Genomic DNA, 13,310 nt, shown 5'->3' with positions numbered 1-13,310 from the left:
CTTATTTATTGCAGCGCTTGGCCAGCAACGCTTGCGAGCGGGCGCAAATCTCTGCGGTGCTGAGGTCTTCGATATGGGTGGCGATCGACCAGACGTGGCCGTAGGGGTCGCGCAGCATGCCGGAACGGTCGCCGTAGAACTGGTCTTGCACCGCGCGCAACTGCGCCGCGCCGGCAGCGATGGCCTGGCCGAAGACGGCGTCGACATCGCAAACATAGACCAGCAGGCTGACGCCGGCGCCGCCCAGGGTTTGCGGGCTGACGAAACCCAGTTCCGGATATTCGTCGGCCAGCATCACGCGCGCGTTGCCGATCTGGATTTCGGCATGCCAGATTTTTCCGCCGGGGCCGTTCAGGCGCATGATTTCCGTGGCGCCGAAAGCGCGACGGTAGAAGTCGATGGCGGCGGTTGTGCCATGGACGATCAGATAGGGCGTGACGCTGTGGTAACCGGGAGGCAGCGCGTAGGGCGCGCTGGAGGTTCGGGGCGGACTGGCGCCGGCAGGTGTGGCCGGCTGGATGGGCTGGATGGGCATGTCGTCTCCTCGGCCGTCTCCCGCCGCGGCGGACGCCGTGTACGGGAGAGGTTCAGGAGAGCAGTGTATGCAAATTAGGCGAATTCCGACAGCAGGTTGACCTGTTGCGAGAAAATTTTCGGGCTGCCGGCAATCACGTCGCCCTTGTAGAGGTAATCCGAGTCGCCCTTGAAGGTGCCGACGAGGCCGCCCGCTTCGGTCACCAGCAGCGAACCGGCGGCGATGTCCCAAGGCTTCAAGCCCTTCTCGAAGAAGCCGTCCAGGCGGCCGGCGGCGACATAGGCCAAGTCCAGCGCGGCGGCGCCCGGCCGGCGCAGGCCGGCGCTGTGCTCGGTCATGACCTTGAACATCTTGACGTATTCGTTCAGGCCGTCCAGGTCGCGGAAGGGGAAACCGGTGCCGATCAGGGCGTCGGCGATCTTGTCGCGCTTGCCCACGCGGATGCGCTTTTCGTTCAGGTAGGCGCCGGCGCCCTTGGAGGCGGTGAACAGGTCGTTGCGGGTCGGGTCGTAGACCACGGCCTGCGTGATGATGCCGCGCTGCTGCAGCGCGATCGAGACACAGTATTGCGGGAAACCGTGGATGAAGTTGGTGGTGCCGTCCAGCGGATCGATGATCCAGACGTTTTCGTTCTCGTCGTGCAGGTTGTCGGAAGCGCCCGACTCTTCGGCCAGGATGGCGTGGTCGGGGTAGGCTGTCTTCAGCACGTCGATGATGGCGTCTTCTGCCGCCTTGTCGACTTCGGTGACGAAGTCGTTGTGCGACTTCTGGGTGACTTTCAGCAGCGAGACGTCGAACGACGCCCGGTTGATGATGGTTGCGGCGCGGCGGGCTGCCTTGATCGCCGTGTTGAGCATGGGTGGGATGAGCATTCCGATGGTTCCGTTAAAATTGCGATGATCGATGCTGATGACCGCGTTGGTATCCGTCGACCCCGTCTCCCTTTTCGCGAATGCGTGTCCGGGAAATCGTGAGAAATCGCGGAAACGGCATGCGTGCGAATGAAAGTACAGCAGTGAAACGACAATGGCGACAGTGAAATTAATGAGCGATGCGCCGTCCGTGGCGTTATGCTTGCGGACTTGCCGAATCGCGGTGTGATGGCGTTTTGCCAACGTCCGCATTTCAGGCGCGAATCCCGCTATTTTAAATGAACAAGCAAGAATCCGAACACTCTCTTTTCACCCGGCTGCGTTTTGTGTTGGTCAATACCAGCAGTCCGGGCAACATCGGCTCGGCCGCGCGGGCCATCAAGACCATGGGCTTTTCCGAGCTGGTGCTGGTCAATCCGCGCTTTCCCGACGCCGTGCGCGAAGCCGAGGCCGTGGCCTTCGCCAGCGGCGCGCTGGACGTGCTGCAGAACGCGCGCGTGGTTGGCAGCGTCGAGGAAGCGTTGCAAGGTTGCAACTTCGCCGCCGCCGTGAGCGCCCGCCTGCGCGAATTTTCGCCGCCGGTGGTGACGCCGCGTGCGCTGGCCCGGCAACTGTCGCAAGACATCGGCCTGGACGCCGCGCTGCTGTTCGGCAACGAACGTTTCGGCTTGCCCAACGAGGTGGTGCAGACATGCCAGGCGCTGATCAACATCCCGGCCAATCCCGATTATTCCTCGCTGAACCTGTCGCAAGCGGTGCAGGTGCTGGCCTATGAATGCCGCATGACCGAGCTGGAACTGCGCGGCGGCCCGATGCAGACCAGCGGCGACGCCCGCGCGCCGGGCGAAGTCGGCTTCCAGGGCAGCAGCGCCGGCGTGGCCGAGATCGAGGGCATGTTCGCGCATCTGGAGCAGGCGCTGGTGGCGATCGATTTCCTCAACCCTGACAATCCCAAGAAACTGATGCCGCGCCTCAAACGCATGTTCGCGCGCGCGCAACTGGAAACCGAAGAGGTCAACATCCTGCGCGGCATCGCCCGCCAGATCCTGGCGCCCAAGCAGGGCAAGGCCGGTGCGGCGGATCAATCGTCCGATGGAGATGAGAAGAATGGCTAAGCTGACCCTGGACCGCATCCTGCAATCGCAGGGCTTCGGTTCGCGCAAGTATTGCCGCGAACTGATCGAGGACGGCGAGGTGGCGGTCAACGGCGAAGTGGTCGACAACTATCGCGCCACGCCTGACACCGGCAAGCTGGTGCTGACGCTGTTCGATGAAGAGTGGGAATACCGCGAGCACGTCTATATTGCGCTCAACAAGCCGCCCAATTTCGAATGCTCGCGCAAGCCCAGCCACCATCCCGGCGTGCTGACCATCCTGCCGGAGCAGTTCACCTGGCGCGACGTGCAGCCGGTCGGCCGGCTGGATCACGACACCACCGGGATGCTGCTGATGTCGGACGACGGCAGCTTCATCCACGCGCAATCCTCGCCCAAGCGCCACGTGCCCAAGGTCTATGCGGCCACCACGGCCGAACCGGTAACAGACGCGCTGATCGCGCAACTGATGGCGGGCGTGCAGTTGCACGACGAACCGGCGCCGCTGGCGGCGTCGCGCTGCCGCCAACTGGGCGAGCATCTGCTGGAGATCGTGCTGGAGCAGGGGAAGTACCACCAGGTCAAGCGCATGCTGGCCGCGGCCGGCAACCATTGCAGCGCCTTGCGCCGCACCGCCATCGGCGGCTTGCAGCTGGATGCGCTGGGGCTGGAAGAAGGGGAGTGGTGCTACCTCGATACGGCGCAGATGGCGCTGCTGGCGCCGGACCCGATGCCGGCGTAAGCGCCGGCAGGTCAAAAGAAAACGGACCGGCGCATCGCTGCGCGGTCCGTTTTTTATTGGCAAACCGGGCCGGGGGCGGCTCAGTGGTGGACATCTCCCGGCGCCACATTGCCGGCCACATCGCTGGCAAACAACAGCGCGCAGTCCACGGCGTCGAACTCGTAGTGCTGGCCGCAGAAATCGCAGTCGATGGCGAGCTTGTCCATTTGCGTGAGCGCGTCCTCGACTTCCTCGCGGCCCAGCATCTTGAGCATGTTGCCGACCTTCTCGCGCGAACAGGAGCAGTGGAAGCGCGGATGCGCCGGTTCGAACACGCGGATGGTCTCTTCCCAGAACAGGCGGTGCATCAGGGTGCTGATGTCGGTGGACAGCAGTTCCTCGCGGCGCAGGGTGTTGCCCAGCATGACGAAGTGGTTCCAGGTCTCCAGCTCGCTGCCTTCGGCCTTGGCGGTCGGCGCGTTGATGCCGCCTTCGCTGGGCAGTTTTTGCAGCAGCAGGCCGCGCGATACATTGCCGTCGGCCGCCAGCCACAGCTTGGTGTCCAATTGCTCGGAACGCAGCATGTAGTTTTCAATGACGGTGGCCACGCTGTCGCCGTCCAGCGGCACGATGCCCTGGTAAGGCTGCTGGCCGGGCAGCTTGTCCTTGGGGTCGAGCGTGATGACGAAGCGGCCGTGTCCGGTCGCATTGACCAGTTCGGTCAGCGTGGCGGCGTCGGCGATGGCGGCGCCATCGGCCAGCTTGGCGGTGGCGCGCAATTGCAGCTCGGAGTCGCACTCCACCACCAGCAGCTTGATCGGGCCGTCGCCGTGGATCTGCATGACGATCATGCCGTTGAACTTGAGGTTGGCCGACAGCAGGGCCGATGCCGCCAGCATTTCGCCCAGCAGCGTCTTGACCGCGACCGGGTAGTCGCGGCGGGCCTGCACCTGTTGCCAGGTGTCGGAAATCTCGACCAGCTCGCCGCGTACGGGAGCGTTGTCGACCAGGAATTTTTGCAGCGTGTCTTTCATTCTTTCTTTCCAGGCAGCGCGCCGGCGCTGCCTTGTCAATGCCAGTCCGGGCGCGACGCGCTCAGGCAATGCGCTTGAGCTTGGCCTTGAACTGTTGCGCGCGCTCGACGTAGCTGTCGGTGCCGGCGTGCATGCGCGCGATATCTTCTTCGGAGAGCTGGCGCACGGCCTTGGCCGGGGCGCCGATGATCAGCGAGTTGTCGGGGAATTGCTTGCCTTCGGTCACCAGCGCGCCGGCGCCGACCAGGCAGTTCTTGCCGATTTGGGCGCCGTTGAGCACCACGGCCTGGATGCCGATCAGGGCGCCCTCGCCGATGGTGCAGCCGTGCAGCATGGCCTGGTGGCCGACGGTGACATTCTTGCCGATCACCATCGGATAGCCGATGTCGGTATGCAGCACCGCGCCTTCCTGCACGTTGCTGTTTTCGCCGATGGTGATCAGTTCGTTGTCGCCGCGGATGGCGACGTTGAACCAGACGCTGGAATGCGCTTCCAGCTTCACCTTGCCGACCACGGTCGACGATTCGGCCACGAAGGCGGTTTCGTGGATGTCGGGAATATCCTGCTCTAATTGGTAGATTGCCATAATAAAATCGTCTCCTGGTGTTGAACCCGCCTTTTGAACCGGCTTGTTTACCGCTTGCGCCTATATGGTGGCGAAGCCGGCGTCATCAACCGCGTATTTTACCGTCCCTTGAAAGAAGCATCCTTGGATCACGCCTTGCCCTCACTTGAAATCCTTTCATTCACCGGCCTGCGCGCCGGCGCCCTGGTTTGCCTGAAAGAAACCCGGCCGACGGCCAAATGCGCGGCGGTCAAGGCCTTGCATGCGGCCTGGCATGGCGATGGCCTGGCGCTGGAACAGCAGGATGACCTGGCCGCCAGCGACTGCGGCGACGGCATTCCGGGCCGTCCGGACAAGCCGCAACTGGTGTCGCCGTTACAGGTGAAGTCGCGCTCGATGCGCACGCCCGAGGGCCGCGCGGCATTGATCCACGCGCTGGCGCATATCGAATTCAACGCCATCAACCTGGCGCTGGATGCGGTCTGGCGTTTTGCCGGCATGCCGCGCCAGTTCTATGCCGACTGGCTGCAGGTGGCGGCGGAAGAGGCTTACCATTTCTCGCTGCTGGCGGCGCATTTGCAGACGCTGGGCCATGCCTACGGCGATTTCACGGCCCATAACAGCCTGTGGGACATGGCCGAGAAGACCCGCTTCGACGTGCTGGCCCGGATTGCCCTGGTGCCGCGCACGCTGGAAGCCCGGGGCCTGGATGCGGCGCCGCCGGTGCGCGCCAAGCTGGCCCAGGCCGGCGACCAGGCGGCGGCTGAAATCCTCGACATCATCCTGCGCGACGAGGTAGGGCACGTGCTGACCGGTAACCGCTGGTTCGCCTGGCTGTGCGAGCAGCGCGGGCTGGATCCGGTGCCCACCTTTGCCGAATTGTCGGTCCGTTACAAGGCGCCGCCGTTGCGCGGGCCGTTCAATCTGGAGGCGAGGAAGGCCGCAGGTTTTTCGGACGAAGAATTGCTGTTGTTCAAAGATATGGCGGACGGGCGGGATTGAGTGGGGGCGGAGCGGAATTGGGCCGAATGCTTTGTGAAAATCGCATGTTTTTGTATCGAGGCTTGTTTTCATCGGCCGGCAATGCGATAACAGCCATGTTATTACTGCCGGGTTCGGCTTCATCGAGAGATTTCATTTCAGGAAAGGGTGACACTATGAAGACCATGTCCAAACTGTTGTTCGGCCTGGCGGCGGCGGGCGCTGCCGTTACGCTGCTGGCCGCATGCCAGAAGAAGGAAGAAGCCGGTCCGGCCGAAGCGCTGGGCAAGCAGATCGACGGCGCCGTGCAGGAAGCCGGCAAGCAGGTCGAGCAGGCGACCGACAAGGCCAAGGAGCAGTCCGCTGATACCGGCAGCAAGCTGGGCGAGGCGGTGGACCAGGCCAAGGCCGATGCCCAGAGCGCCTATGAAAAGACCAAGGAAGGCGCCAAGGAACTGACGCAAAAGGCCGGCGAGAAGGTGGAGGAGGCCGGCCAGAAGATCCAGGATGCGTCTAAGAAGTAAGCTGCTTTGCGCCGGCAAGGCGGTAAAAAACAGAAGCCTCCCGATTGTTGTCCGGAGGCTTTTTCATTTCCCGGATCGGGGCGTTAATCCTGCGCGCTGTGGATTTCTTCGATCACCATCCGCTGTATCGACGGCTCCAGCGCCAGCGCGACATGGCCGATGCCCGGCACCGCGATATTGCGGGCGCCCGCCAGGTGGGCCGAGCTTTGCGGCGAGATGATGTTGTCATGCTGCGAATAGATGGAAACGATGGCGCCCAGCGCCTCGGCCTCCTCGGTGGCGGCCAGTCTTTGCAGCCATTCGCTGCTGCGGCCCTCTTCGTAGCGTCCCAGCCAGTTCATCTCGCCGCAGTTGATGCCGATGCCGAAGTTGGCGATGGCGGTTCCATGGTGCGGCGTGCCCAGCGTGACCACCTTGGCGATATGCGTGGTGCCGTGGTCGCGCAGGTAGGCGCGCGCGGCCAGGCCGCCCATGCTGTGGGCGACGATGACGATCTTCCTTTGCCCGGTCTCGGCCTGTACGCGCCTGACGGCGGCGTCGACCAGCGGCGCATAGCCGTCGATGCTGCCGAATACCGGCTCCATGTCCAGCGCGTAATGGGTGATGTGGGCTTCGCGCAGGGCCAGGCTCATCCAGCGCCAGTAGCCGCTGTTGCAGCCGTAGCCGTGGATCAGCAGTACCGGCAGGGAGGTGGTGTCGGGATAGGTGAACTGGTCGAAGCGCAAGAAAGGCATCGCCCATGAGGAACAGAGCATGGTGGCGCGGTATTCGCGCAGGAACAGCCTGCCGATTTGCAGCCAGGTGATTTCGATCGGGTTCGACGTGCGGCCGCGATAGGGCCAGGTCAGGAAGAAGCTGTTGGCGGTGACCTGCGCGCGCAGCAGCAGCACGATGCCGATGCCGCCGAGTGCGGCCGGCGCAATGGGCCAGTCGAAATGCCGCAGCAGAAAGTAGAACAGCACCGCGATGCCAAGCTGGATCAGGAGCAGGGTTCTGGAAATGCGGGAAATCATGCGTGGCAGGATCCGATGCGGTCAGGGAAAGCGGACAGACAGGAACAAGTTTGCGCAGAGCATAGCAGAGCCCCGTGTCGGATCCATGACGCTATGCCGGCCGGGAGCGCCTATGTGCGCTTATGTGCGCCTATGTGATTTTCGCATCGGCGGCGCCGGCGGCCCTGGATTGGGCTGGCGGGGTGACGTTGACCAGCCGCGTGCCGGCGATCCTGTCATGCAGGAACTGGCGCTGCGGGTCGAGATAGACCGTCAAGGCCCAGAGCAGCAGATTGCCGGCCGGGATCAGCACCAGCATCCAGTGCTGGTCGCGCATGGTCGACGCCAGCGCCAGCCCGGGCAGCACCCACAGCCAGGCCAGCAGGAAGCGCAAGGTGGCGCGCCAGATGCCGACCGGCCGGCCCGAGAGGTCCACCAGCTTGAAACGCCAGGTCTTCATCGCCAGGGTTTGCCCGCCATGCAGCCAGAACCAGATGAAATAGGCTGCCAGCACCAGGAACAGCCAGGCTTCGAGCGCATGGCGCAGGTAGAGCGCGTGGCGTTGTTGCAGCAAGGTCGAGAACAGCCAGCCCGATATGAACAGGACGCCGAACAGCAGCATGGATTCGTACAGCATGCTGCTGAGGCGGCGGCGCAGCGAAGGCGTGGTCATGTCCTGCATGGCGTCTCGGTATTTATTGGGAGTTGTTGTTTGGCCCCTACGGCACATGGACGTCACAGGCGATAGCGATCCTGCGGCTGCCATGGTGCCCCAGATGGTAATGCAATCGGCGGGGCTTGCCTACCGGCAGGCTTGATTGAGGGCTAGGCTAGGCGAGCAAGGTGCTGGACGGGGAAGTGGATGTGCCGCGGCCAACAGGCCGCAGCCAAGGGCACGGGAAGCCTACTTGCTCTCGGCAACCGTGGCCGAGGCGGGCACCACGGCGCCTGCGGCCACGGCAGGCAAGCTTGCCGCCGCCTGTGCCTGGGACGGGGGCATGGCGCCAGGTTGCGGCGCCGCCTGCGAACCGGGGGCGAGCGCAGGCGCTGCGGCCGGCGGCAACGGACGTTCCAGCGCCTCTGCCGGCAACTGGATGGTGGGGGCTGCGTTACCTGGCGCGGAAGGCAGCTTGGCAACTCGCTTGGGCAACTTGGCTTGCGCCAGTTTTTTCTTTTGCTCGGCGGAGAGTTGCTGGTATTTGTTCCATTGCTCGTTCTTTTCTTCGGCATCCAGCTTCTTGGCGCGGGCATAGTTGGTGCGCGCCGCGCTGCGTTGTGCCGGGGTCAGCTTGACCCAGTCGCGCATGCGCTCATGCAGGCGCTGCTGTTCTTCCGGTTTCATCTTGGTGAATTTTTTGCCGATCGCCAGCCATTTTTCCTTCTGGAGATCGCTCATCTTCAACCATTCGCCGGACAACGGCTCGAGGGCCTGTTGCTGCGGCGCCGACAGGGCCGCCCATGCGAGCTTGTTGTCGGGTTTCTTGCCTGACGACTTGGCGCCGGCGCCGGTTTTGGCCGGCAGCGACAAATGCGCGTCCGGCGGTGTTGCCGGCGCTGCGTTGGCCTGGGGCGCCGCCGCGGGCGATGCGGCCACAGTTGCCGGAATTGCAGGAGTGGCAACGGGAGCGTTTTGTGCCGACGTCCACGAGCAGGTCAAGCCACCGGCCAGCATCGCCAGCGCCAGCGCAATGCGCGAGAGGCGGCAAGGCGCTGTGGCGAGGACGCCGATGGAGTCGCGCATGGTCATTGGCCCTTTTCCGCCAGGTATGCGTTGAAGCCGTGGTCCAGATAGGCCGACAGCGGCAGTTCGTCCGACAGGACGGCGGCGTCGATTTCGGCCAGGTCGGCCACGCGCTTGGCGTTTTCGTGCTGGTAGATGCCGGCGAACAGGATGATGCCGGCCAGCAGCGGCACCGCCACGCCCAGGCGGCCGAGCCACGAAGGCCGGCCGGACGGCGCCGATCCGCCGGCGCCCAGGGCGCCGGCAAAGACAGGCTGTTCCACGCGCACCGTGAGGGGCGCTTTTTTCTTGCGTGCCAGCGCCACGCGGCGCGCCGCCGCCAGACTTTGCAGGGTGTCGTCGGACAGGTTGTCCAGGTTGGCGTCGAGCGCCGTCTTCACCTTATAGGCGAATTGCAGTTCCTTGTTGTTCATAGTGTGATTCCTTTGGCTCTCAGAGCTTGAGCCAGCGCATGGGTTGCGCGAGAGCAATGGGTTTTGACGCTGCCTTCGGAGCAACCCATGGCGGCGGCCGTTTCAGCCACGTCCATGTCCTGCCAGTAACGCATCAGGAACGCTTCCCGTTGACGCGTCGGCAGCTTTTGGATTTCGGCATCGATAAGCATCAGCGTCTGCTCGCGCTCGACCTTGTCGGCGCTGGATTCGGCCGCTTGCGAGCCGTCCTGCGCTTCGAGGCTTTCGAGGACGTCGAAATCCTCCTGCCCCGCGCCGTCGCCGCCGAAGCTGGAGAACAGGCTGACCCAGGTGTTGCGTACTTTTTCGCGCCGGAAGAAATCGTGGATGGTGTTCTGCAGGATGCGCTGGAACAGCATCGGCAGTTCGTCGGCAGGCTTGTCGCCGTATTTCTCGGCGAGCTTGATCATTGCATCTTGAACAATGTCCAACGCAGCTTCGTCCTTGCGTACGGCATACACCGCCTGTTTGAAGGCGCGGCGTTCGACATTTTCAAGAAAATCGGAGAGTTCTTTGTCAGTTGCCATGCAGTGCGGTTGCCGAGGGCGGACGGCCGGAAATGATCGATCGGAAACAGACCGCCATCCGGCAGGGAAATGCGGGGAACGCAAAAATTTGTCAAAAAAGCAGAGCGAATCCTAGCAAAAATGGCCTTGTTTGTCGTGGTGTTTCTCTGCGAATGCCGTTGGAATGCGCGTGTTGGAGCTGTTTTCAGAGGATTTTGCTTGACCAAAATGATGCAACGCATTACTGTTTGTCTCCCGCCTCCCACACTTGGGGCGTTTTATGTTCTTTGACGGTGCTTCACATAAGGTCGTGCCGGCTCAAAGACGCGCTTTGATTAAAAAAGCTTGTTTGTTCTAACCCGTGCCACAAGCGCGAGGGATCAGTAGAAGTCCATCTTGTACCAAGGCTGAACGAGTCGCGTTGAGCGGCATTTCGAACCTCACTACGGTTGGGGCGCAGAAATGGCGTGACCGCACAAAAAAGGGAAGCCAACGGCAGGCAGACGACTGCGATTCCGCCAGGAGAGAACATCCGATCAATTTCCAATGGACCTTGAAAGGAAGCAGTAATGAGTTCTGAGCAGATTTCCGGCGCGGATATACTTGTCCGTTGCCTGGCCGAAGAGGGCGTCGAACACGTGTTCGGCTATCCCGGTGGCGCCGTCCTTTATATCTACGACGCAATTTTCAAGCAAGACAAATTCCAGCACATCCTGGTTCGCCATGAACAGGCTGCGGTGCATGCCGCCGACGCCTATTCGCGCAGCTCGGAAAAGGTGGGCGTGTGTATCGTCACCTCCGGCCCCGGCGTCACCAATGCGGTGACCGGCCTGGCGACCGCCTACATGGATTCGATTCCCATGGTGGTGATCTCCGGCCAGGTGCCGTCGACCGCCATCGGCCAGGACGCCTTCCAGGAGTGCGACACCGTCGGCATCACCCGTCCCTGCGTCAAGCACAACTTCCTGGTCAAGGATGTGAAGGACCTGGCGGAAACGATCAAGAAGGCGTTCTTCATCGCCACCACGGGTCGTCCGGGTCCGGTGCTGGTGGACATCCCCAAAGACATCACGATGCATACCTGCGCCTTCGACTATCCGAAGAGCGTCGAGATGCGTTCGTACAAGCCGGTCGACAAGGGCCATTCGGGCCAGATCCGCAAGGCGCTGCAGTTGCTGCTGGCGGCCGAGCGCCCGATGATCTACACCGGCGGCGGCATCATCCTGGCCAATGCGGCCCCCGAGCTCAACAAGCTGGTCGACCGCCTGGGCTTCCCCTGTACCAACACGCTCATGGGCCTGGGCGCCTATCGCGCCTCGAGCGACAAGTTCGTCGGCATGCCGGGCATGCACGGCACGTACGAAGCCAACATGGCCATGCAGCACAGCGATGTGCTGATCGCCATCGGCGCCCGCTTCGACGACCGCGTGATCGGCAACCCCAAGCACTTCGCGTCGAACGCGCGCAAGATCATCCATATCGATATCGACCCATCGTCGATCTCCAAGCGCGTCAAGGTCGACATCCCCATCGTCGGCAACGTCAAGGACGTGCTGCAGGAGCTGCTGGCCCAGCTGGATGCCACGGAGACCAAGCCCAACGGCGCCGCGCTGGACAACTGGTGGAAGCAGATCAACAAGTGGCGCGAGCGCGACTGCCTGAAGTTCTCCACTTCGGATGAATTCATCAAGCCGCAAGCGGTGGTGCAAAAGGTCTGGGAAGTCACCAAGGGCGACGCCTTCATCACCTCCGACGTCGGCCAGCACCAGATGTGGGCCGCGCAGTACTACGGTTTCGACAAGCCGCGCCGCTGGATCAACTCCGGCGGCCTGGGCACCATGGGCGTGGGCCTGCCGTACGCCATGGGCGTGCAGAAGGCCAATCCGGACGCGACCGTCGCCTGCATCACCGGCGAAGCCTCGATCCAGATGTGCATCCAGGAGCTGGCGACCTGCAAGCAATATCACCTGACGCCGAAGATCATCCTGCTCAACAACCGCTTCCTGGGCATGGTTCGCCAGTGGCAGCAGATCGATTACGGCTCCCGTTATTCCGAGTCCTACATGGATTCGCTGCCCGACTTCAACAAGCTGGTCGAGTCGTATGGCCACGTCGGCATGAAGATCGAGAAGCCGGGCGACGTCGATGGCGCACTGCGCGAGGCCTTCGCGATGAAAGACAGGCTGGTCTTCATGAACTTCATTACGGATCAAACCGAAAACGTCTGGCCGATGGTCAAGGCGGGCAAGGGCTTGACTGAAATGCTGTTGGGTTCGGAGGATCTTTAATCATGCGCCATATCATTTCTGTACTGCTGGAAAACGAAGCCGGCGCATTGTCCCGTGTCGTGGGCCTGTTCTCCGCGCGCGGCTACAACATCGAAACGCTCACCGTTGCACCCACCGAAGACCCGACCCTGTCGCGCATGACCATCGTGACCTCCGGCTCGGACGATGTGATCGAACAGATCACCAAACACCTGAATCGCCTGATCGAGGTGGTGAAGGTCGTCGATCTGACGGAAGGCGCGCACATCGAGCGCGAGCTGATGCTGATCAAGGTGCGCGCAGTGGGCAAGGAGCGTGAAGAGATGAAACGGACGGCGGATATCTTCCGCGGCCGCATCATCGACGTCACCGAAAAGACCTACACGATCGAGCTGACCGGCAACAAGGGCAAGCTGGACGCCTTCATCGACGCCATGGACCGCACCGCGATCCTGGAAACGGTCCGTACCGGCGGCTCCGGCATCGGCCGCGGCGAACGGATCCTGAAGATCTGAGCGGCCGCAGCGCCAGTACGCAAGAGCCATCATTCAAGTGTTGAATTACCCAATTATTCAAGCTATTTAAATTTAAGTTATTTAAGAACATAGGAAAAATCATGAAAGTTTTTTACGACAAAGACGCCGACCTGTCCCTGATCAAGAACAAGAACGTGACCATCATCGGTTACGGTTCGCAAGGCCACGCGCATGCGCTGAACCTGAAGGATTCGGGCTGCAAGGTCACCGTTGGCCTGCGTAAGGGCGGCGCCTCGTGGAGCAAGGCCGAGAAGGCCGGCTTGAAGGTGGCGGAAGTCAACGACGCGGTGAAAGAAGCCGACGTCATCATGATCCTGCTGCCGGACGAGAACATCGGCCAGGTCTATGCCGAAAACGTCGCCCCGTACGCCAAGCAAGGCGCGACCGTGGCGTTCGCGCACGGCTTCAACATCCACTACGGCCAGGTCGTGCCGCGCGCCGACCTGGACGTGATCATGATCGCGCCCAAGGCCCCCGGCCACACCGTGCG

Annotated in this window: 16 protein-coding genes; 7 read left to right on the top strand and 9 right to left on the bottom strand. The window is 62.5% G+C overall.

The annotated features are described in order from the left end of the window. Position 1 precedes the first annotated feature (1 nt). Both AC07N6_RS19020 and AC07N6_RS19015 read right to left on the bottom strand, forming a co-directional pair. Positions 2 to 535 carry a VOC family protein gene (locus AC07N6_RS19020; RefSeq protein ID WP_494783066.1) on the bottom strand — a complete coding sequence of 178 codons (534 nt, stop codon included), beginning with the start codon at positions 533 to 535 and terminating at the stop codon, positions 2 to 4. A 74-nt stretch (positions 536 to 609) separates the two neighbouring features. Then, positions 610 to 1,407, bottom strand: coding sequence for an inositol monophosphatase family protein (locus AC07N6_RS19015; protein WP_494783065.1), 798 nt, complete (start codon positions 1,405 to 1,407; stop codon positions 610 to 612). 278 nt (positions 1,408 to 1,685) lie between these two features. On the opposite strand from AC07N6_RS19015, the gene AC07N6_RS19010 reads away from it, so the two are divergent. Together AC07N6_RS19010 and AC07N6_RS19005 are read left to right on the top strand one after the other, a co-directional pair. Then, on the top strand, positions 1,686 to 2,522 hold the full coding sequence (locus tag AC07N6_RS19010; RefSeq protein ID WP_494783064.1) for an RNA methyltransferase: 837 nt from the start codon (positions 1,686 to 1,688) through the stop codon (positions 2,520 to 2,522). After that, positions 2,515 to 3,243 carry a pseudouridine synthase gene (locus AC07N6_RS19005; protein ID WP_494783063.1) on the top strand — a complete coding sequence of 243 codons (729 nt, stop codon included), beginning with the start codon at positions 2,515 to 2,517 and terminating at the stop codon, positions 3,241 to 3,243. The genes AC07N6_RS19010 and AC07N6_RS19005 overlap by 8 nt, the downstream gene beginning before the upstream one ends. An 80-nt stretch (positions 3,244 to 3,323) precedes the next feature. Here AC07N6_RS19005 and hslO read toward each other — a convergent pair whose 3' ends face one another. Further along, the gene (gene hslO, locus AC07N6_RS19000; RefSeq protein ID WP_494783062.1) at positions 3,324 to 4,256 is read right to left on the bottom strand and encodes an Hsp33 family molecular chaperone HslO; all 933 of its coding nucleotides are present in this window, start codon (positions 4,254 to 4,256) and stop codon (positions 3,324 to 3,326) included. A gap of 61 nt (positions 4,257 to 4,317) precedes the next feature. Next, positions 4,318 to 4,842 (bottom strand): gamma carbonic anhydrase family protein, encoded by a 525-nt coding sequence (locus tag AC07N6_RS18995; RefSeq protein ID WP_494783061.1) that lies wholly within the window; start codon positions 4,840 to 4,842, stop codon positions 4,318 to 4,320. A 135-nt stretch (positions 4,843 to 4,977) separates the two neighbouring features. Between AC07N6_RS18995 and AC07N6_RS18990 the strand changes: the two genes are divergently transcribed. After that, positions 4,978 to 5,823, top strand: coding sequence for a ferritin-like domain-containing protein (locus tag AC07N6_RS18990; RefSeq protein ID WP_494783060.1), 846 nt, complete (start codon positions 4,978 to 4,980; stop codon positions 5,821 to 5,823). Positions 5,824 to 5,978: 155 nt separating this feature from the next. Next, on the top strand, positions 5,979 to 6,326 hold the full coding sequence (locus AC07N6_RS18985; protein ID WP_494783059.1) for a hypothetical protein: 348 nt from the start codon (positions 5,979 to 5,981) through the stop codon (positions 6,324 to 6,326). 83 nt (positions 6,327 to 6,409) lie between these two features. Here the strand turns inward: AC07N6_RS18985 and AC07N6_RS18980 are convergent, their stop codons facing one another. The 5 genes from AC07N6_RS18980 to AC07N6_RS18960 all read right to left on the bottom strand — a co-directional run bounded on the left by AC07N6_RS18980 (position 6,410) and on the right by AC07N6_RS18960 (position 10,038). Continuing rightward, positions 6,410 to 7,339, bottom strand: a complete 930-nt coding sequence (locus tag AC07N6_RS18980; RefSeq protein WP_494783058.1) for an esterase/lipase family protein — start codon at positions 7,337 to 7,339, stop codon at positions 6,410 to 6,412. A gap of 130 nt (positions 7,340 to 7,469) precedes the next feature. Then, complete coding sequence (locus AC07N6_RS18975) at positions 7,470 to 8,000, bottom strand: RDD family protein (RefSeq protein WP_494783057.1); 531 nt, start codon at positions 7,998 to 8,000, stop codon at positions 7,470 to 7,472. 222 nt (positions 8,001 to 8,222) lie between these two features. Continuing rightward, complete coding sequence (locus tag AC07N6_RS18970) at positions 8,223 to 9,065, bottom strand: DUF3106 domain-containing protein (protein ID WP_494783056.1); 843 nt, start codon at positions 9,063 to 9,065, stop codon at positions 8,223 to 8,225. Beyond that, on the bottom strand, positions 9,062 to 9,472 hold the full coding sequence (locus tag AC07N6_RS18965; protein ID WP_494783055.1) for a DUF3619 family protein: 411 nt from the start codon (positions 9,470 to 9,472) through the stop codon (positions 9,062 to 9,064). The genes AC07N6_RS18970 and AC07N6_RS18965 overlap by 4 nt, the downstream gene beginning before the upstream one ends. Beyond that, entirely contained in the window at positions 9,469 to 10,038 is a 570-nt protein-coding gene (locus tag AC07N6_RS18960) for an RNA polymerase sigma factor (RefSeq protein ID WP_494783054.1), read from the bottom strand. Before AC07N6_RS18960 ends, AC07N6_RS18965 begins: the two co-directional genes overlap by 4 nt. Before the next feature lie 548 nt (positions 10,039 to 10,586). Here AC07N6_RS18960 and AC07N6_RS18955 point away from each other — a divergent pair. The 3 genes from AC07N6_RS18955 to AC07N6_RS18945 form a co-directional block, all read left to right on the top strand. Then, complete coding sequence (locus AC07N6_RS18955) at positions 10,587 to 12,305, top strand: acetolactate synthase 3 catalytic subunit (RefSeq protein WP_494783053.1); 1,719 nt, start codon at positions 10,587 to 10,589, stop codon at positions 12,303 to 12,305. Between the two features lie 2 nt (positions 12,306 to 12,307). Next, positions 12,308 to 12,799, top strand: coding sequence for an acetolactate synthase small subunit (gene ilvN, locus AC07N6_RS18950; RefSeq protein ID WP_494783052.1), 492 nt, complete (start codon positions 12,308 to 12,310; stop codon positions 12,797 to 12,799). Between the two features lie 101 nt (positions 12,800 to 12,900). Then, on the top strand, positions 12,901 to 13,310 hold a 410-nt coding region (locus AC07N6_RS18945; protein ID WP_494783051.1), incomplete at its 3' end, for an NAD(P)-dependent oxidoreductase.

The sequence above is a fragment of the Herbaspirillum sp. GW821-FHT09A12 genome, from assembly GCF_059418325.1.
The sequence above is the reverse complement of the archived record's forward strand: the minus strand, read 5'-3'. Positions and strand labels throughout refer to the sequence as shown.

Excerpts from the sequence above, each read along its gene's own strand:
- AC07N6_RS18965 (WP_494783055.1), bottom strand. The coding sequence starts at position 9,472 with ATGAACAACAAGGAACTGCAATTCGCCTATAAGGTGAAGACGGCGCTC.
- AC07N6_RS19010 (WP_494783064.1), top strand. The coding sequence starts at position 1,686 with ATGAACAAGCAAGAATCCGAACACTCTCTTTTCACCCGGCTGCGTTTT.
- AC07N6_RS18980 (WP_494783058.1), bottom strand. The coding sequence starts at position 7,339 with ATGATTTCCCGCATTTCCAGAACCCTGCTCCTGATCCAGCTTGGCATC.
- AC07N6_RS18985 (WP_494783059.1), top strand. The coding sequence starts at position 5,979 with ATGAAGACCATGTCCAAACTGTTGTTCGGCCTGGCGGCGGCGGGCGCT.
- AC07N6_RS18960 (WP_494783054.1), bottom strand. The coding sequence starts at position 10,038 with ATGGCAACTGACAAAGAACTCTCCGATTTTCTTGAAAATGTCGAACGC.
- AC07N6_RS18995 (WP_494783061.1), bottom strand. The coding sequence starts at position 4,842 with ATGGCAATCTACCAATTAGAGCAGGATATTCCCGACATCCACGAAACC.
- hslO (WP_494783062.1), bottom strand. The coding sequence starts at position 4,256 with ATGAAAGACACGCTGCAAAAATTCCTGGTCGACAACGCTCCCGTACGC.
- AC07N6_RS19015 (WP_494783065.1), bottom strand. The coding sequence starts at position 1,407 with ATGCTCATCCCACCCATGCTCAACACGGCGATCAAGGCAGCCCGCCGC.
- AC07N6_RS19020 (WP_494783066.1), bottom strand. The coding sequence starts at position 535 with ATGCCCATCCAGCCCATCCAGCCGGCCACACCTGCCGGCGCCAGTCCG.
- ilvN (WP_494783052.1), top strand. The coding sequence starts at position 12,308 with ATGCGCCATATCATTTCTGTACTGCTGGAAAACGAAGCCGGCGCATTG.
- AC07N6_RS18975 (WP_494783057.1), bottom strand. The coding sequence starts at position 8,000 with ATGCAGGACATGACCACGCCTTCGCTGCGCCGCCGCCTCAGCAGCATG.
- AC07N6_RS19005 (WP_494783063.1), top strand. The coding sequence starts at position 2,515 with ATGGCTAAGCTGACCCTGGACCGCATCCTGCAATCGCAGGGCTTCGGT.
- AC07N6_RS18970 (WP_494783056.1), bottom strand. The coding sequence starts at position 9,065 with ATGACCATGCGCGACTCCATCGGCGTCCTCGCCACAGCGCCTTGCCGC.
- AC07N6_RS18955 (WP_494783053.1), top strand. The coding sequence starts at position 10,587 with ATGAGTTCTGAGCAGATTTCCGGCGCGGATATACTTGTCCGTTGCCTG.